We start from the raw sequence: 18,827 nt of genomic DNA on the forward strand, positions 1-18,827 counted from the left end.
GTGTGGCACGGTTTGACAAAGTTGCGTCAGTCAATATCCGTGTGGGCGGTTTGCCGCAGTCTCCGCGTCCGCCTCTGAACTACCAGATGCTTTTTTCGGCTGAGGGGCTTATCAACGAATATTGGGAGCCTTGCGTGATTCTTGAGGACGGCGTCAAGAAAACAGTCAATCCCATGACCGCTGTGGAACTACTCGAGTTTGACGGGTTGGGGAAATTCGAGGCGTTCTATACTTCTGGCGGAACATCGACTCTTCCGGATACTTACGGGGGCAAAATCGATTTCCTTGATTACAAGACGATCCGCTATCCGGGCCACTGTGCTTTGTTCAAACCGATGCTGGCGATTGGATTGGCTTCGCACAAGAAAGTGAACGTAGACGGTATTGAGGTCGAACCGCGTTCGGTTCTTAAAGCGGTACTTGACCGTAACCTCAATTTCGGCGAGCCGGATATGAGTCTTGTCCGTCTGGTGTTTGAAGGTGAGAAGGATGGTACTACCAGCACAATAGTCTATGAAGTCATTGATCGCCAGGACAACAAGACCGGACTGACATCAATGATGCGGATGACTTCGTTCCCGGCGGCGATCGTTGCCTGGATGGCGGCGGCGGGGGAGATTACTGCTCGCGGTTGCAAACCCCAGGAGATTGTGGTCAACCCGACGACCTTTATCCAGCAACTGAAGAAACGTGGCATTAAGCTGGATATCAGGGAGTAGGGGGTATCGCCCCCTGTTGACCAAGTCTACCAGTTCCTGTAGTCCCTGTAAAGGTCGGGTTCCCAGAGAGTTTCTGGCGACCGCGAAACCCGACAACAACCTGAGAAGACCTTACTTCACCTCTGGAAAAAAGCAGGTGATGCCTGTGTTCTCTCTGAATATCCTGCCCACCCACGGAGTATATTGAGTGAAGCAAGGAGGAATACTATGACTATGAGCAAATGTGTGAAATGTCAGAGTGAGGACATTGACAGGGGCTGGATTCTGAGTGCCGGTAAAGTGTACTACAAGTCAGATGTGCATAAGTCTCTGTTTATGTCCGCCAAATGCAGGACATTCGTGTGTGTCAATTGTGGGTATTCTGAGACCTATGTTGATCCCGAGTATTTCGCCAAAGTCAGGGCAAAGAAGAATCAGCAGTAGGTTGCTTGCCAACCTGACCATATACACAACTGTCCATACTCCTCATCCCCGGTTGACCCGAGCGACCGTTTTGGCTACCTTATCTCCAATTGGTGAAGAACACTCTGGATGGAGACATTTAGTATGTCATATCTCAAAGAAACCGATCCGCAGATATACGAAGCCATCGTCGGCGAAACCAATCGTCAGTTTGACAAGCTCGAACTGATTGCCTCGGAGAATTTCACTTCGCGGGCGGTGATGGAAGCCTGTGGTGGAGTTATGACAAACAAATACGCCGAAGGTTATCCAGGTAAACGCTACTATGGCGGTTGTGAGTTTGTCGATGTTGCCGAGGACCTGGCGCGTGATCGCCTTAAAGAACTCTTTGGAGCCGAACACGCCAATGTCCAGCCGCACTCCGGTTCGCAAGCCAACATGGCGGTCTATTTTACTATGCTCAATCCGGGTGACAAAGTAATGGGATTGGACCTCTCCTGTGGTGGGCATTTGACGCACGGACACCCGATCAATTTCTCAGGGAAACTCTATGAATTCCACGGCTACCAGGTTGATCGCGATACGGAAGTTATCGACTACGACGAACTTATCAAGACAGCCGAAAAAGTACAGCCAAAGATGATCGTGGCGGGTGCTTCTGCGTACCCCCGCGCTCTTGATTTTGAGAAGATCCGCGAAGCCTGTGATGCCTGTGGGGCAATCATGATGGTTGACATCGCCCACATTGCCGGTCTGATCGCCGCCGGGTATCATCCTTCGCCGATTGGTCTGGCCGATTTTGTTACCTCCACCACGCACAAGACCTTGCGTGGTCCGCGCGGTGGAGTAGTGATGTGCAAGGAACAATATGCCGCCGATCTTGATCGAACCGTCATGCCCGGTATTCAGGGTGGTCCATTGATGCACATCATTGCTGGTAAAGCAGTGGCATTCAAGGAAGCCATGACCAACGAGTTCAAGGCATATCAGAAACGTGTCATTGATAACGCATCGACCCTGGCATACGCGCTGGCCGAAAATGGACACAAACTTGTGGCTGGCGGGACCGATACGCATTTGATGTTGTTGTCGTTTGTCGATGTACCCAAGGTGACCGGCAAGAAAGTGGAGAAGGCACTCGACAAAGCCGGCATCACGGTCAATAAGAACACTGTCCCGTTTGACCCGGAGAAGCCGTTTGTGACTTCCGGTATCCGCATTGGCACCCCGGCTGTTACTACCCGCGGAATGGGTCCGGAAGAGATGAAAATTATTGCCGAGTATATTGATCGCGGAATCAGAAGACGGCTCAAAGATGAAATCTTGGCTGAGATTGCCTTGGATGTTGCAGCTTTATGTGCGAAGTTTCCGTTGAATTATGATGTCGATTGAAAGGAGGAGTTGTGCTCTTTCAAGTAACCATGTTTCCGACCAGTAAGGGGAAAGCGTCGGTTTCGGAGGACGTCTCCAAAGTGATAGACATCATCGACCGCAGTGGACTGTCATACAAACTGACAGCTATGTCTACGATTATCGAAGGGGAATGGACACGCGTGATGGAAGTGCTCAACAAGGCGCGGAAGGTGCTGCGCCGTCGCGGACACGAACGTATCTATATCAGCATTACTATCGACGACCGTAAAAATGCTCGTGGCCGACTAACGGGTAAAATAGCCGCAGTTGAAAAAAGGCTCGGACGGGAGGTGAGGAAATGATTGAGGATATTCGCGTTGTGTTTATCTCTTTACCTCGTGACGAGGTGAAGCGGATTGCGCGGGGGCTTGTCGAGAACCGCCTCGCCGCCTGTGTCAATATCATTCCCCGGATCGAATCTTATTACCGATGGGACGATAAGGTCGAGTATGACGAAGAGGCATTACTTTTTGTCAAGACGACTAGCGATAAATTTGAGGCACTTCGTGCCTGGGTGGTGGATAATCATCCTTATGATCTGCCGGAGATAATTGCGGTGCCACTATCCGAAGGCCACTCCGACTACCTCGCCTGGATCAAGATGGAGATGGCGCCATAGGCGCTTTTCCTTTAGTATGAATTTAACACCAGTCTAACAATATGAAATGCCCGCAGTGTGGACATGAGGAAGATAAGGTCGTCGATAGTCGGCCTTCACAAGACGGCAGCGCCGTTCGACGGCGGCGTGAATGTCTTGAATGCAAACATCGATTTACCACCTACGAATATGTCGAACACCGCCAGGTGACACTGCTAAAATCCGATGGTCGGCGTGAACCGTTCGATCGCAGTAAGATCGAACAGGGTATCAAACTGGCCTGCAACAAACTCCCTGTCTCGCGCGAAGAGATCAAGTCGATGGTGGACGAAATCGAGGCGGAGGTCAGCAAGCTTGGCCGCAACGAGGTCAGCAGCCAGGATGTCGGTGAGATGGTCATGGCTCGCCTGCGACAGGTGGATGACATTGCCTATGTACGGTTTGCATCGGTCTATCGCAAGTTCCAGGATACCGCTGAGTTTCTCGAAGAAGTCAAGAAGCTGTTGGATAAATAGCTTTCGCCGGGTGTCCCACCTGAAGTCACCGGCGAATGAATATTCCGAAGTATACGTCTAAACGACAACCGCCGATTGAGCCGGGTGGGGAATTTCCGAAGTCATGTGCCAGTACATACTCAGTTCTGTGAGCTTTATAAGAAAATCGTCCCGGTCGGCTGGTTTAACAACATAGCTGTTGGCGCCATAACGATAGGCGGCCGTGATTTCATGCTCATTGGCGGATTTGGTCAGGACGACAATCGGGATTCCCTTTGTTCTCTCATGGGCACGGACATGACGGAGAAAAGTCAGACCACTCATGCCTGGTAAATCAAGCTCCAACAGAATCAAGTTCGGATATGGATGCTGATCACGGTGGAAGGACTGAAGGTCCCCTTGCAGGTAGTCAAGTCCGGATTCGGCATCAACAAAACGTATCACCCGGCAGGGCATGGTTGCTTGGGTGGCCACATCCGATACTAATTGAGCGTGGCTGTCATTGTCTTCAATATGTACAATCAGCAACGGTTGCGTCAACATAGAGTCCTCCCAACAATCAAAATCTTGACTCTCTTATCGGCGTTGACGAGATGAATCTTCTGTTGACCTGAAATGCTCGGCGTCTGCCATAACATGATATTACAACGAGTTACAACATTTATATGCTTATGCGCAATAACAACACAGGTTTGAGATTGTAGATTTACTGTACACGATTAGAGGTTGTTCCCTTCTATCGAAAGAGAGGGAGGTTTGAACTGGGTCGTCAATGTTACGTTCCAACCAAACTGCTTGCTACGTAGATGTTTGTTTTATATCGTTCCAAACGAACAATAATCAGTGGTTGCATAAGGAGAGTATCTCAATGAGTAATCCCTCAAATCTTCCAATTGGCCGTTTGCTGACAGTCGTATCGATATTGTTGTTAGTGATGGCCCTAAGCGGCGTTGCCCAGGAACCGGAGCAGAAGTACATGATGCCTCCGCAGTCGATAGCGAACGTTATTGATGCACCGTTTACGCCTCGGTCTTCGTTTAGTCCTAATAGTGACTGGATGTTACTGCTAAAATACCCGGGGTTGCCAACGATCGAAACCGTCTCGCAACCGGAGCTGCGTCTGGCCGGGCTGCGGATCAACCCCCGCACTAATGGCCCGAGTCGCGGTTGGTACTACAATGAAATCATCATCAAGGACATGTCAGATGGTTCTGAGCGCAGCCTCTCCGGCCTGCCAGAGAATGCGCACCTGACCAACGTTGACTGGTCCCCCAATGGGCGACTCATTGCTTTTTCGCAAACCACTTCTGACGGAATTGAGCTTTGGGTGGCTGATATTGAAGTAGGCACGGCGTCGAGGCTTGGTGATTTTTATCTCAATGATGCCTATGGCAGTCCGTTTGAGTGGCTTTCGGACAACATGACGATAGTAGCCCGCACAATTCCTTCCGACCGAGGTGAAGCCCTTAACGAACCGATGGTTCCTGTCGGTCCGGTAATCCAGGAGAATCTGGGTCGCAAAGCCCCGGCTCGTACATATCAGGATTTGCTCACTAATGCCTATGACGAGGCAGTGTTTGATTACTATGCCACCAGTCAGGTGGTGAAGGTGACGCTCGAAGAAGAGATCACCTCTCTGGGAAATCCTGGTGTCATAGGCGATGTTGTGCCGTCGCCGGATGCTAAGTATCTGTTGGTAGAGACTCTTCATCGTCCATATTCATATACTGTGCCGTTCTATCGTTTTCCCGTCCGAACGGAAGTCTGGAATCTTAACGGTGAAGTTATTTACGAAGTTGCCGATCTGCCTCTGGCAGATAATATCCCCGTACCGTTTGGATCGACCCGTACCGGACGCCGGTCAATCGGATGGCGCGCCGATGTCGATGCCTCACTCTATTGGACGGAAGCTCTTGATGGCGGCGATGCCGGCGTTGAGGCCGAGGAACGTGATCGGGTGTCGATGCTGAAGGCTCCGTTTGATGGCGAGCCAATAGAGTTGATTACGCTTAGTATCAGATTTGAAGACGTGTCATGGTGCAATAAGAACCTGGCTATTGTCTCCGGGTGGTGGTGGAAGACACGACAGATTCAAGCCTGGCACGTATACCCCGGCTCCTCGAAAAAGGAACCGCGGCTATTGGTCGACAGGTCCTGGGAAGATCGCTATGGCGATCCAGGTACGCCGCTAATGCGTCGCACCGACAGAGGTACTTATGTCCTGCTTACGCCTGACAAAGGCAAAACACTGTTCATGAGAGGTGACGGGGCTTCTCCCGAAGGAGATCGTCCATTCCTCGATGAATTTGATCTGAAATCACTTGAGCACAAACGGCTGTTCCATTCCCAGGAACCCTACTATGAACGCCCCGTGCGGTTGATTGACCCCAAGAAGCGTCTCCTTCTGACTCGTCGGGAGTCGGTGACCGAGCCGCCGAACTACTTCATGCGTGACCTCAAAAAGGACGGTCTGCGACAGATTACGTCTTTCCCGCACCCCACGCCGCAGTTGAAAGATGTACAGAAGGAAATGATTCGCTACGAACGTACCGACGGAGTACAATTGACAGCGACGCTGTATTTGCCGGACGGGTACAAGGTCGAGGATGGTCCACTTCCGATGTTGATGTGGGCTTATCCGCAGGAATACAAGAGCGCTGATGCCGCCGGGCAAGTGACGGACTCGCCGTATCGGTTCATACGTATGGGCTGGTACTCGCCGCTTCTATTCCTGGCACACGGCTATGCTGTTCTTGATGATCCCACAATGCCCATCGTCGGTGAAGGGGACGAAGAACCCAACGATACTTATATCGATCAACTGGTGGCCAGCGCTCAAGCGGCTGTCGACGAAGTTGTTCGGCGCGGTGTAGGTGATCCCGAACGGTTGGCTATTGGTGGGCATTCATACGGAGCGTTTATGGCAGCCAATCTATTGGCGCATTCAGACCTGTTCAAACTTGGTATCGCCCGTAGCGGAGCTTACAACCGAAGCCTGACACCGTTTGGATTTCAGTCCGAAGAACGGACATTCTGGGAATCACCCGAAGTATACTTTGCCATGTCGCCATTCATGCATGCCGATAAAGTGAACGAACCAATTCTGCTCATACACGGTGAGGCCGACAATAACAGCGGAACGTACCCGCTTCAGAGCAAACGATTCTATGCCGCTCTCAAGGGTCAAGGTGCGACCGCACGGTTGGTGATGCTGCCGCACGAAAGTCACGGCTACCGGGCGCGGGAATCGGTCATGCATGTCCTGTATGAGATGGCTGACTGGCTTGACACATATGTGAAGAATGCATCCACTGGAGAATAAAACTCACTAGGTCTTATTATGAAAAAGGCGCGGTAGCAATGCCGCGCCTTTTTCTATTCGCAGAACTGTTGTTAAGAGCACGGAGGAGGAGAGGTTGCTGTGATTAGGGATAGCAGGTGCCTACTTGTCCTCTTCGCGATCCCGAACAAGCAGATACCCGTCAGCCCGGGTTACACCCACTCCATCGTCGCGTACATCGCCGGACAAAGCAGTGAAAACGATCCGAACAGCCCATTCGCCTTCCGAGAAATCAAAAGCCAACTCATCAATAGGGACACTTCCGTGACCAAGGGAATCGATCAGCTTTGTGATTGGCTCGTGCAGGTCCAGTTGGACGTATGAATAGTAGTCAGGCTGACTTCCAAAACGAACCTTGACAACCGATGTGCTATCCTCAATCAGCCAAAAACAAGAGTCACCGGCAACTACACCCAGCTCGGCCCAATCATCAAGTCCGCGTCGAAGAAGTTGAAGCAGGTGGTCGTAACCGGTAATATCTATCACGCTTCTGTTCTGGCTATAGAAACGGAATCTGCCCGAGTCCGGCACATGCCGGTATGGCGAAACGTACTCGAAACCGAGCTCAAGAGTGATAGCCTTGGTGCCGCCAGTGACGTTAGCGGAATCCAGATCGGCCACGACGCTATCTGAAAGCCAAGCGGAGAATGATCGCACGCCATGCCAGTCATTCAAGTACTTCACAATACTACTCATCTCTCGCGCATCTTCGGTGCTTATTTCATCCGGAGCCGCCTGTAACGTTCCGTTAATCAGCATTCCATTCTGTGTCAGGTAGGTTTCGAGCCGTCCTTGCTGGCTGGCCTTCGAGACCGAAAAAGCGCTCCATGGCCCGTACGTCGACAGCAACGACATGAGACAGAGAACGATCGGGACTATCCTGATATCCCCGGCTTTTCTGAACACGAAATAGAGCACCACTACAGTTAAGCCGATCGCCATGCCCAGGACAAAATACCGGTTTTCCGTGATGCCGTAGTCCTGTATTCTCACGGTAATGGCCAGGAAGAGCATCACCACCAGAGGAATCAAGCCCCGGAAGAACCACTTTGAGAAGGACCGCATCCACTTGTTGCCAACCTTTTCCTTTAGGGGGTGCAGCAGCAATAGCGAGAGCATTCCCACGACCGAGTACCATAGCACCAACTGCGACACCCAGCCCCGAGGCCAGTTCCAGGTGATGATGATTTTCGCTTCGTAGGATATCAAAATCAGAAAATATAGAGCCACCAGTGGTAGCAGAATAAACTGTGTGAAGACCTTGATGCCTTTCGGGTAGTCCTCTCTATGATTCAGAGCGTCCAGGTCCTCCGGAATTCCGGTCAGGAAGAACCAGGTGTTGAAGATGGCCGCAATGATTATCATGAGTTCCCCGTAGCGGTCCGGCTTGACGTCAGCACCAAACAGGTGATCGGCTGCGGCCAGGGCTATTGCAAGGCCCACGTACAAAACACCGGAGTACAGGGCTGAGGTGAGGACTCGCAAGAACAATGTCTTGTTGTATTGCCAGAATCCCTGAACCTGTTGCCTGCCCAAAAACGGCGCGAAGGCCACCAGGAAATGAAAGCCTATATTCAACAACACGGCGCGAATCAGATGCACCTCATCGTCGCGCATAAATTCGGGCATAGAGAAGTAGTAAACAGTGAGCAGCACAACTGCCAGCCCCTCGATCAGGAATCTGGATGCGAGGCGTAGGCGTTGTTTTTCCGCAAAGGTGGTCAGGGCGGTAAACAGGGGTAAGCCCATGCTGGCAACGATCATCAGCTTGACGAATGTATCGCCCGTCGCATTGTTGCCCTGTTCGATGAGGACGATGGTCGCCACACATCCAACAAAGGCACTAACCAATGTCATGGGGAAACGGGCAGCCGCTCGGATGGCACTTTTGGCAACAAGATCGTATGAAGGGAATCTTTCTAGAAAATCCATTGACTCACTCCCCTTGGCCGGCAAACAACGAATCAGTGGTGGATGTCACAGGACTACCGGACGATTATTTCCGTCTCAATTATCTACCCAAACGTTAGCCGCGTTTCACGCAGACGTCAAGTTTTAAGGTGCGGATGCCAAACTGGTCATAAACCCGGGCGGTCGGAATTGTGTATCCCCGGACGGGAGGTAGATCACACTAGTTCGGACACGGTGGCGGTGGTGGACCACTGGTGAATAAATAGGCAACCAGATAGGTCAGGTCCGCAATATTAATCGGTCCTCCAGAGCCAGCCACTGCATCAACGTTGCCCTCGTCCTGACAGGGTGGCGGCGATCCTCCATTGAATAAATAAGCTACGAGGTAGGTCAGATCGGCTATGTCGACCGGTCCGCCGTCACCGATGATACCATCAACATTACCTCGATTGAGACATACGTCGGATGATACGAAGAACACGACCGGGCAGCAGACGGTGTCGGTGTTATCAGTGGCACAACCCTCAACAACGAACATGCCGCGATCGTCAGGGGCTGAGCTGAATGTGATGAGGCCCGACGAATAATTCATGTCAAGGCTACCATTCGGAGTTGGGTTGATGTCGGCAATATAGAAGTTTGCCACCGCACAGGCGGTGAGCCGGTGTGTGACAAGTTCTCCGGCATCAATCTGTACCGTGTCATTACAGCCGGAAACCAGGTCTAAGGGTTCGGCGTAGAAGTTCACCGTAATCAACGTGCTCGTGCAAGAACCTTCACTGTAACCCTCGACCTTCACAGTCTGCGGATTGCCAATGTCGGCGGCAGTCGGCTGATAAGTCCAGATCGCACTTGTATCGTCAAGCTGGATCATTATGCCGGGGCCGTAGATGACGCTGAAGTGTACCGGGTATTCCGGTATGTCAATATTCCCGCCGCTGATGAAGAACTCGGCTGTAGAACAACTGCCGAAAGACATGCTCGAAGGAGTATAAGACAGGTTTACTCTACCGCATGGACAAAGGAATACATCATAGCAGTAAGGACCGGACCACTCGGGTATGACAAGGCCCCCAGGAGTCGTGGACCAACTCCAGGCACCACCGGGGGGATACCATGAAGAGTCGATGCATAGCACATCCCCATGATTGAGCGGGGTTGTCTCTATCCAGTACATCCAGTTATCAAAACCATCTGGAATGCCAGTCCCAAACAGCTTGAAGCCACCGAAGCCAATCGTATCCGCTCCGATGCCATTCACACTGAAATGGTTAATGAAGAATCCACCATCAAGCATAGTCTCTATGCCGACATTCAACAGGTCGCTTTTTACAGGCGTAAAGCCATTAGTGTAGGAACCATAATCATGAGTATATATCCGGAAACCGTTCGTGAGGGCGGTGATTGTATTGCCGCCAGTGTTTGTCAGCCGGGCCAGGAACTTGACAGAGCAGCCTGCCAGCACTGTTGAATCGTTATACATCCCAGTTACGGGTTCAATGACAATTCGGCTGGCCCCATACGAAGTCACTCCTATTAAGAGCATCAAGATAATTGTGTACAATCTGAGAGTTTGTGATTTCATGAATTCATCCTCCCTGTCCATCGAGTGCCGAACAAGTTAAACTAGCTAAGCTGAGTAGAGCGTAATCGATAGTACTCATAAAATATAGCCTGTAAGTTGTATTCTGTCAAGGAGTGGGCAGACGCGAACTGCTCGTAAGTGTGAATTTGCATGAATGAAACGGCCACCCGATCATAAGATCGAGTGGCCGAAATATAGTTTATTCTCAAAGGATATAAAACAGGATTAATAGGGACAGTCCGGAGGGGTTTGGCCACCAGTAAAGAGGAATGCAACAAGATATGTCAAGTCCGCAATATCAATCGGGCCTCCCGGAGGAATTTGTATTCCGTCGACATTGCCCTCCTCCAGGCAGGGTGGAAGCAATCCGCCACTGAATAGATAGGCCACAAGGTAGGTCAGATCGGCTATGTCGACCGGTTCGCCGTCACCGTTGATGCCATCAACATTGCCTCGATTAAGGCAGCAACATGCGTCGCCCACACCGTCACTGTTGGCATCTTCCTGGTCGGGATTCGATATGGTGGGACAATTGTCTAAGTTACCGCAGATGCCATCGGAATCGACATCATTGTCGGGATCGGTTGGGCAGACGTCGCAAACATCGCCAATGCCGTCCGTATCACCATCGGCCTGATCGGTATTAGGAGTGGTCGGGCAGTTGTCGCAAACATCGCCTATGCCGTCACTGTCGCCATCGGCTTGATCAGCATTAGGTGTGGTCGGGCAATTGTCGCAAACATTGCCTATGCCGTCACTGTCGCCATCGGCTTGATCAGCATTAGGTGTGGTCGGGCAATTGTCGCAAACATCACCTATGCTGTCACTGTCACTATCGGCTTGATCGGCATTAGGTGTGGTTAGGCAGTTGTCGCAAACATCGCCTACGCCGTCACTGTCACCATCGGCTTGATCGGCAATTGGAGTAGTCGGGCAGTTGTCGCAGACGTCGCCAATGCCGTCACTGTCACCATCGGCTTGATCGGCATTAGGTGTGGTCGGGCAGTTATCACATGCATCACCTACGCCGTCACTGTCGCCATCGGCTTGATCCGGATTATAAGTATAGGGACAATTGTCTAAGCCATTTTCGATACCATCACTGTCAGCATCCGACCCTTCGTCACATTGGAAGCTATAGATAATCAGATCGTCGATGTTCCATCCGCAATAACGCCAGCCACCGTCGGTAGTGCCCATCGTGAAACGGATATATACTGTGGATTCACCATCGGCAATGGCAGAGATGTCAAAACTTTGTTCCGACCAGGAAGCGTCTGATACATCGCCGGTGTTCTCCCATAGAGTAGTCCAATTTGAGCCATTGGTGCTGATACGGACATAGGCGTGGTCATAGATCGGTTGCTCGACGCCAAGCCAGCGCCAGAACTCAAGAATCGTACCGTTCATACCGGAGCAGTCGATGGCTGGACTGGTAAGATGTCTTTCCGACATATTGTTCTCGTAATCACCGCTGAGGTTGTAGCCGAAGACATTGGCGCTACCGTCATGACCGCTAGACGGATCCGGACCACCGTATTCGCCGCCGCCACCGGTCGGTGTGCCTCGTGCCCACGAGCCGCCTGAAATTGTCCAACCCTGGTCACTCTCAAAGTCATCGATGAAGGCCGTGTCTACGCTGGTGACGATCAACACGTCATAAGAAAAGCCGGGTGCACCACCAGGATCGGTGAAAGTACCAAATCCATCGGCCATAGCACTGACATACCAATCTAAAGACTGGTCGCAGTTAACTGCCGGCAAGGTGCAGTCGTATTCGTTGGGAGCAGTCTCGGTCATTGCCCCGGTAGTGAATCCGCTACCATCAATCGAGTAGAAGAACTGACCACTTCCTGGGACAGGGTCGTTGCTGCTGGCATTAACGATAACCGTGAAGTCGGTCGGCATGCCCGGTACTACTGATTCGGGCTTCCCGTCCGGGTATTCGAACCAGATCGGAGACAACTCCGGGCAGCCCATATTATGAGCACTGAATCCAGCGCAGATTTCCCAGAAGTGGGGAGTACCATTGTCAAGGTTGGCATCGTCATCATCGAGAGTCAGGAAATCAATCGTGATCTGCGGCGTAATCTGATCTCCTGTATGCAGTAAAATACTGTTAACGACCAAGTAGGATAGAATATCAATGTATGTATCCGGATTTGTGATTGCCAGCTCATTGCGGGTGTCCCAAACACAGCCTGAGAGTAGCTGCCCACAGTCATGGCCTGACCCCGTGCATGGATACTGGTAGTCGTTGTCGGCGTTGCGCAACGACTGGGAGCAATTACCAAAGAATCCTAAGCCGAGCAAAGGTGAGTCCAACAGAATCACCGACATACAGTCACTCATGCCCTCTCCATACTGATCCTGGCCGCTACCGGCCGCGTTGACCAGACGATGACCGTACTCGTGGTGAATTACCGATGACCACGCCGTATTGGGGTATCCATCTCCAGAGGAGCAGAAATTGATCGACTGCTCGCTGGGGGAATACCAGGCGTTGCCGGGGCAGTAGCCGTCGGTACGGTTGGTACGAACCGGGAACTCAGTTGCATCCATGTATGGATAAGAGGGGTTGTGCTGAATAACACGATCGCGCACCTTATTGGCTTCGACATAAGCGTTGACTTGGGCGCGAACGGATTCGCTGGTATTGGCTGAATTATGTACAAAATGAGCACCCGCTTGGGTAGCCACAATTGTATCAGCCAGGTCGGTGCCGGTGTAGTTGGTCACGTGGAACCACTGTCCCTGCATCGTCGAGATTAATAACTCGGCGCTGTGAGTCGAGGCCGAAATAGTGAAGTCACCGTTTTCATCAGTGTAGGCGACCGATGCATTCGCAGTCACCCGTGCCCAGGGTAGTACTTGAAGCACCTCATCTTCGCAGTGCTCCGCACCAATACCTTCGGTAGCCATGCCATTGACGCTTCCATCTATGTCTTCGAAGATAATCAAATTCTCGGTATACAAAATCTCCCCATTAACCGGATCCACGACGAAGAGATAATCTTCGGGGAATGACGAATATCCGCGGAATGTGACAGCCGTACGCGGGGCTTCAACCTTGTCGTTGATTCCGGCCCAGATCACCAGCTCCTGCTCGGTGAATTCGTCGAGTCCCGGTTGGGCAACGCGAGCGGCCTGCTCGGCCACATTCGAATATCCACCAAGGAAACTCTTGTCAGGAGAAAAATCGCTGAGATCGCGTAGAGCCGACACAGCCAGAACAAGCGGATAGCTCTCTTCGTTGCGAACCAACAATCTTAACTCAGATCGGAATACTGGGATTCCATCCTGATACTGTGAGTAGTACTGCAATGAAAAACGGTACGATCCGGTCTCGGGATCGTATCCGACAGGTTGGGATGTCATTTTGTTGTCGAAAGGACTTCCAGCCAGAAGGTTCTCAGGAGCTACACCGAAAACACCAGCCCGCTCAAGACGGAACTGTTCGGCTGTAGCAAATGGAGAAGAACCAAACATCATGGGGCTGCCATACAGGCGAGTAACCAGAGACCCCTGGCGATAGGTTTGTACACCGGGGAAATCGACTTTGAGATTATTCAGAGCTGCCGAAGATAGCTTGACCCGTTCTTTTCCGGGGCCAGCATAGTTGTCCGAATCGGCCATAACCAGACCGCATAAGCATAATCCAAGGATGATAGTGAGCAGAATCTGCCTCATGAGTCCTCCTGCGGGTGAAGTAGAAGCAAGTGAGTTCGTGTTTTCAACATCAATCGTATGATATGTATCGTATTAAAGACATTAACTGAGTAGTATAAACCATCTAATTACATAGTATACTGCCTTTTTAGAGCAAGTCAACACAGATTTCGGCGTATCTTGGATTTGCTCAATCTCATCGACCGTAATACGGTCATCAAAGTGTCAGGGCGAGTGCGGGCGCCTCTTTCCTGTCCAGTTTCAATACAAATAGTTGCTTTGGATGTTGGACTTGCACGGCAGATCTTTGCCGGACAGACCTGCTTGCCGATAATTCGATACAGGATCAGGATTGTTGTTATCGGGAGTATACATGGCTGTCAGCAAAGAACTAAAAGATGCTGTGCTTGGTGAGCTTCAAAAAGGCCAGCCCCTGATGAACCTGGAGCTTGTGCGTCAGGAGCTTTTGAAATGGCTGGAGCATTTGCCTATTCCGGACAACTCGGAGAATGAGACATGGGAGCAACGTCTTCGTGAGTTCCCTGCCGAACCGGAAGATGTAGGGTTGGAGTCAGGTTTGCGGATCCGTTTGAGTCTGTCCCTTCGAACGAAAGAGAATCGATATCAACTGTCGATTCTGGAATCATTGATGCCTACAAGCCGAGAAGTCCACATTGTTTGTGTACATGTGAATTGGAAAGATACCGAGTGGCAACTACAGAAGAATGTTGAGCAGTGCTACGCAGGTAACTTCGATGATGCGCCCAAGGCCAGTCATACGGTGTGGGCTCAGAATTTCGTTTTGGGACAACTGGGAGACGCTCTGGCCGCTTGTGCCCTGGCTATTTTTGGGAATGAACTAATAAACGATCAGTCGCAGGATGAAGACAAAAACCTTTGTAATCCTCTACCGGTCAGTGTAAATTTCCCCAAGCCCTCCGACGATTAAGTCTCTAGCAACGAAAACCAAACAAGAAACCCGAAACAATACTATCATATTGAGTGAGTAGTGTTGATGCCAATCTGTGAGGTTTTGTGAATATCCCCTCACATCGTTATGGTCAATGAACCGGCCACGACAAGGCCGGGGCGACCGATTGTCGCCCGAGCCCATAGCGGCTGTTAGCCGATGAGGCTTCTACACATCGCCGGACTGATCGCGTTTGTGAAGCCCTTCCATGTACATTTTCAGATAACGGTTTTCCCGTTCGTGGCGGCTTGACCTGGTCTTGATGATGTCGCGCTGGGAGACCAGTCCAATCATATCATCGCCTTCAACAATCGGTATATGCCGTATCCAGTTCTTGTCCATCATACTGGCAATATAGGCCAGATCATCGTCCGGTACACCAACTATCAAGTCAGTTGACATGATATCGCCAATCTTGACATTATGATAGTCACCCTTTGAACTGTGTACCATTCTGAAGATGTCCTTGTCACTAATCATGCCCGCCAGTTTGCCGTTATGACCCATGACCGGTAGACATCCGATGTTGTTGCTGATGAGCATATCCATTGCTTCATCAACCGTTGTCGAAGGTAACGCTGTGACGATATCCCTCTGGTTTCTTTTCAGTAACGTTTTTACACGCATTGCATATCCCTCCTGATTGGAAACTGGAGCTTCTTGCTCAGTAGTAGCTTGTAAACCATAATATACGGAATTAAAACCATGTACGCAAGTAGTCGTGGTCGTTTACCGGAAATTGAAACCCGAAAACTAATCAACCGCCGTTAGTGGATATCGATCTCCGACGCCGTTGTGCAGGAACACAGCTGACTTGACAGCGATTCTATAACATCAAATTGAATGGTTAGTAAGCGTGCGTACCCAGTACAACCCGGATACCGAATTTATTCTCCAGGATTACCTTGAGATTGTCAAAGTCAATCGGGCAATCAGCAGTTTCCATGGCCAGTTTCATGCAAGTGCCAAAGTGTATTGTTTTGATTGACCGATCGAGACTATTTGCGAGTTCGCTCAGAAGCTTGACTTTTGGAACAGTGAGTCCCGGACAATCGCCACAGTCGGTCATGGCCACCAGATCGATCTCGTCATATTCGGCGAAGGCGCCGTTCCTTTCTGCCATTCCCTTGTAGCATTTGGCACAGGCAATGCACGATTGGTCTTTGATCCGTTTGCAATAGAGGATTGCTATCTTTGACATCTGACACTCCTTCAAACAATGCGATGCGATCGCTTAATATGGATACATGTATCTTGTAGGCTACGATACAGTGGGGGAAATAGCAAGCGCTTAGACCGTTGTTTGTCTTCGGTCACAAACAAGACAGCACACGGTCGCTTTCTGTGTGATGGGTTTTCAACAACGGGCTAAGTGTTTGGGGGCGAATCCCAGAGTTCTACCCGGCGTATATCTTCGCGCGAAAAATAGTAAGGAATCCCCTTACCCGCTCCGCGACTATCCGTACAGACAAAGAAAACAGTTGATTCGAAAATGCCTACTACCTTCTCAATAGGAGCATCAGCCTCGAGGTTTCCATAAGAATGGCCCACCTCAATGAACATCTTTGGCTGCCAGTGGCTGGCAGGGTTGACCAGAATAGCCCGTATTCTCCTGTCCCGGATCGGTGGCTTCGTGATTGATCGTAAATAGGCCAGGATCTCCTGCCATTTCTGTTCATCGAAAGTCGAAGTGTTCATCTCTTCACACTGTCTGGTCTTTAGTCTCAAGTATGCTTGCGGTGCCTGATCATATTTTCGGGGGCCAGGTGCCGATCAAGTTCTTCTTTCGATAGAAGACCTTTCTCCAGCACTAACTCGTATGGACCGCGATTCGTTTCCAGAGCCTCGCGCGCCAATTGTGAACAGACCTCGTAACCCAGGACCGGGTTGAGAGCTGTCACCAGGCCGATGCTTCGCGCTACCTGTTCGCGACATACTTCCTCGTTGGCCGTAATGCTGTCGATGCAGCGATGTCGGAGTGTTTTCATGGCGTTCTTGAGCATCTCCACCGATTCAAAGATCGATTGAGCGATGACTGGTTCAAAGACGTTAAGTTCCAACTGGCCAGCCTCGGCTGCCAGAGTGACCGTAAGATCGTTGCCGATTACCTTGAAACAAACCTGGTTGACCACCTCGGGAATAACCGGGTTTACTTTGCCAGGCATAATCGACGATCCGGGCTGCATCTCAGGCAAGTTGATCTCATTGAGTCCGGTCCGTGGGCCGCTGGATAGCAGTCGCAGATCGTTGCAGATCTTCGACAGTTTGACGGCCAGCCGTTTGACGGCCGAGGAATACATGACAAACGCGCCTGTATCGGAGGTGGCTTCCACCAGGTCCGGAGCCAGTTTCAATTCCAGTGAGGATATTTCACTCAGATGTCTCACAACCTTCGGACCATACTCAGGGTGGGCGTTGATGCCGGTGCCAATAGCTGTGCCGCCCATATTGACCTCCAGGAACAGCGCGGCGTTTTCCTCCAAACGCCGGGTCTCTTCGGCCAAGGTGGAAGCATAGGCTTCGAATGTTTGACCAAGGGTCATGGGTACCGCGTCCTGAAGCTGCGTGCGGCCCATCTTCAGGATGTGAGTGAACTCTTTCGCCTTGCCTTGAAAAGCCTTGATAAGGTCGTCGAGAACGCCCGCCAATTTGTCGTTGCTCCGGATGAGGGCGATATGCAAAGCAGTCGGGTAGGCATCGTTAGTAGATTGCGAGAGGTTAACATGGTTGTTGGGATGGCAGTGTTCGTACTGCCCCTTCTCGTGACCCAGAATGCCAAGGGCACGGTTGGCGATAACCTCGTTGGCATTCATGTTGGTCGAAGTCCCTGCGCCTCCCTGGACCATATCGACTACGAAGTGGGTATGCAATCGTCCCCCCAGAATATCCTGACAGGCCTGGACAATAGCGTTGGCAACGTCCTTCTTCAGCAAGCCCAGATCATGGTTAGCTCGGGCAGCTGCCATCTTGACCATAGCCAGGGCCTCGATCAGGGCAGAGAAGTGGTTGAGCGCGACATGACTGATCGGGAAGTTTTCAAGAGCGCGTAAGGTTTGGACGCCGTAATAGAACTCATCCGGTACATCACGCTCCCCCAGCAGGTCATGTTCACGACGAGTACGACCGGAAACATACTGCGCAGCAGCACTGACTACCTGAGAACTCGTCTGCCGGAGTCGCCGGGAGATTACGCGGGCCACTCGCGAAAGGATCTTCATGGCGATCTGAGGATGATCTTCAGACAGATGGCCGAAGGCGTCACGGCTGATCACCAGCAGGGTTGACCGGATAAGAGCGCGGGCAGACGTTGAATGGGGATAGTCATCCATAAGGGCGCCTTCGCCAAGGAAACTACCCTGATCGAAACAGAGCAGCCGTTTTTCTTCGCCGAGAGGGGAGGTCTTGAAAAGCTCAATGCAACCGGTTTTAACAATATAGACCTGTTGGCGGGCACTGTTCTCCTCAAATAGAAGAGCGTTGGGTTCAAATTCGTTGGTTACAACCGCCTCTGTGAGCAGGCTTAGCTCTTCTCCGGTGAGGTCCGCAAACAGCTCAATCCGGCCAATGAAATCCTGATTATTGATCGAGTTCATACATATTCTCCCAATGGTTTTTCAGGGGAGAACATAGCAGATATGAGTGTGCTTGGCAATAGGAGGAAGCAACTGGTTACTGCTTCCAAATTGTTGTGTAGTTTGCCACCGTATTTGTTGGAGTGACAAACCT

16 protein-coding genes are annotated in these 18,827 nt (G+C 51.1%); 8 read left to right on the forward strand and 8 right to left on the reverse strand.

All coding sequences use genetic code 11. The annotated features are described in order from the left end of the window. From KOO62_10750 to nrdR, 6 genes are all read left to right on the forward strand, one after another. Positions 1 to 719: saccharopine dehydrogenase (locus KOO62_10750; GenBank protein ID MBU8934470.1), on the forward strand; the 719-nt coding region annotated here is incomplete at its 5' end. 207 nt (positions 720 to 926) lie between these two features. Continuing rightward, positions 927 to 1,142, forward strand: a complete 216-nt coding sequence (locus tag KOO62_10755) for a hypothetical protein (protein MBU8934471.1) — start codon at positions 927 to 929, stop codon at positions 1,140 to 1,142. 123 nt (positions 1,143 to 1,265) lie between these two features. Next, positions 1,266 to 2,513, forward strand: a complete 1,248-nt coding sequence (locus tag KOO62_10760; protein ID MBU8934472.1) for a serine hydroxymethyltransferase — start codon at positions 1,266 to 1,268, stop codon at positions 2,511 to 2,513. Between the two features lie 29 nt (positions 2,514 to 2,542). After that, complete coding sequence (locus KOO62_10765; protein ID MBU8934473.1) at positions 2,543 to 2,836, forward strand: MTH1187 family thiamine-binding protein; 294 nt, start codon at positions 2,543 to 2,545, stop codon at positions 2,834 to 2,836. After that, complete coding sequence (locus KOO62_10770) at positions 2,836 to 3,153, forward strand: divalent-cation tolerance protein CutA (protein ID MBU8934474.1); 318 nt, start codon at positions 2,836 to 2,838, stop codon at positions 3,151 to 3,153. Before KOO62_10765 ends, KOO62_10770 begins: the two co-directional genes overlap by 1 nt. 41 nt (positions 3,154 to 3,194) lie before the next feature. After that, on the forward strand, positions 3,195 to 3,647 hold the full coding sequence (gene nrdR, locus KOO62_10775; protein MBU8934475.1) for a transcriptional regulator NrdR: 453 nt from the start codon (positions 3,195 to 3,197) through the stop codon (positions 3,645 to 3,647). Positions 3,648 to 3,704: 57 nt separating this feature from the next. Here the strand turns inward: nrdR and KOO62_10780 are convergent, their stop codons facing one another. Further along, a complete protein-coding gene (locus KOO62_10780; GenBank protein MBU8934476.1) occupies positions 3,705 to 4,169 on the reverse strand; it encodes a response regulator in 465 nt (154 codons plus the stop codon). A gap of 325 nt (positions 4,170 to 4,494) precedes the next feature. On the opposite strand from KOO62_10780, the gene KOO62_10785 reads away from it, so the two are divergent. Continuing rightward, entirely contained in the window at positions 4,495 to 6,948 is a 2,454-nt protein-coding gene (locus KOO62_10785; GenBank protein ID MBU8934477.1) for a prolyl oligopeptidase family serine peptidase, read from the forward strand. Between the two features lie 120 nt (positions 6,949 to 7,068). On the opposite strand, the gene KOO62_10790 is transcribed toward KOO62_10785, so the two are convergent. The 3 genes from KOO62_10790 to KOO62_10800 all read right to left on the reverse strand — a co-directional run bounded on the left by KOO62_10790 (position 7,069) and on the right by KOO62_10800 (position 11,662). Next, on the reverse strand, positions 7,069 to 8,898 hold the full coding sequence (locus tag KOO62_10790; protein MBU8934478.1) for a DUF4153 domain-containing protein: 1,830 nt from the start codon (positions 8,896 to 8,898) through the stop codon (positions 7,069 to 7,071). A gap of 199 nt (positions 8,899 to 9,097) precedes the next feature. Next, on the reverse strand, positions 9,098 to 10,462 hold the full coding sequence (locus KOO62_10795; protein ID MBU8934479.1) for a hypothetical protein: 1,365 nt from the start codon (positions 10,460 to 10,462) through the stop codon (positions 9,098 to 9,100). A 225-nt stretch (positions 10,463 to 10,687) separates the two neighbouring features. Beyond that, a complete protein-coding gene (locus KOO62_10800) occupies positions 10,688 to 11,662 on the reverse strand; it encodes a thrombospondin type 3 repeat-containing protein (protein ID MBU8934480.1) in 975 nt (324 codons plus the stop codon). Positions 11,663 to 14,504: 2,842 nt separating this feature from the next. Between KOO62_10800 and KOO62_10805 the strand changes: the two genes are divergently transcribed. After that, positions 14,505 to 15,080 carry a hypothetical protein gene (locus KOO62_10805; GenBank protein MBU8934481.1) on the forward strand — a complete coding sequence of 192 codons (576 nt, stop codon included), beginning with the start codon at positions 14,505 to 14,507 and terminating at the stop codon, positions 15,078 to 15,080. Positions 15,081 to 15,269: 189 nt separating this feature from the next. On the opposite strand, the gene KOO62_10810 is transcribed toward KOO62_10805, so the two are convergent. The 4 genes from KOO62_10810 to aspA form a co-directional block, all read right to left on the reverse strand. Next, on the reverse strand, positions 15,270 to 15,728 hold the full coding sequence (locus tag KOO62_10810) for a CBS domain-containing protein (GenBank protein ID MBU8934482.1): 459 nt from the start codon (positions 15,726 to 15,728) through the stop codon (positions 15,270 to 15,272). A gap of 220 nt (positions 15,729 to 15,948) precedes the next feature. Beyond that, the gene (locus KOO62_10815) at positions 15,949 to 16,302 is read right to left on the reverse strand and encodes a CGGC domain-containing protein (GenBank protein ID MBU8934483.1); all 354 of its coding nucleotides are present in this window, start codon (positions 16,300 to 16,302) and stop codon (positions 15,949 to 15,951) included. Between the two features lie 167 nt (positions 16,303 to 16,469). Further along, positions 16,470 to 16,799 (reverse strand): hypothetical protein, encoded by a 330-nt coding sequence (locus KOO62_10820; protein MBU8934484.1) that lies wholly within the window; start codon positions 16,797 to 16,799, stop codon positions 16,470 to 16,472. A gap of 26 nt (positions 16,800 to 16,825) precedes the next feature. Beyond that, a complete protein-coding gene (aspA, locus tag KOO62_10825) occupies positions 16,826 to 18,694 on the reverse strand; it encodes an aspartate ammonia-lyase (GenBank protein ID MBU8934485.1) in 1,869 nt (622 codons plus the stop codon). Between the last annotated feature and the right edge of the window lie 133 nt (positions 18,695 to 18,827).

The organism is Candidatus Zixiibacteriota bacterium, from assembly GCA_019038695.1.
Taxonomy (GTDB): Bacteria; Zixibacteria; MSB-5A5; order GN15; family FEB-12; genus B120-G9.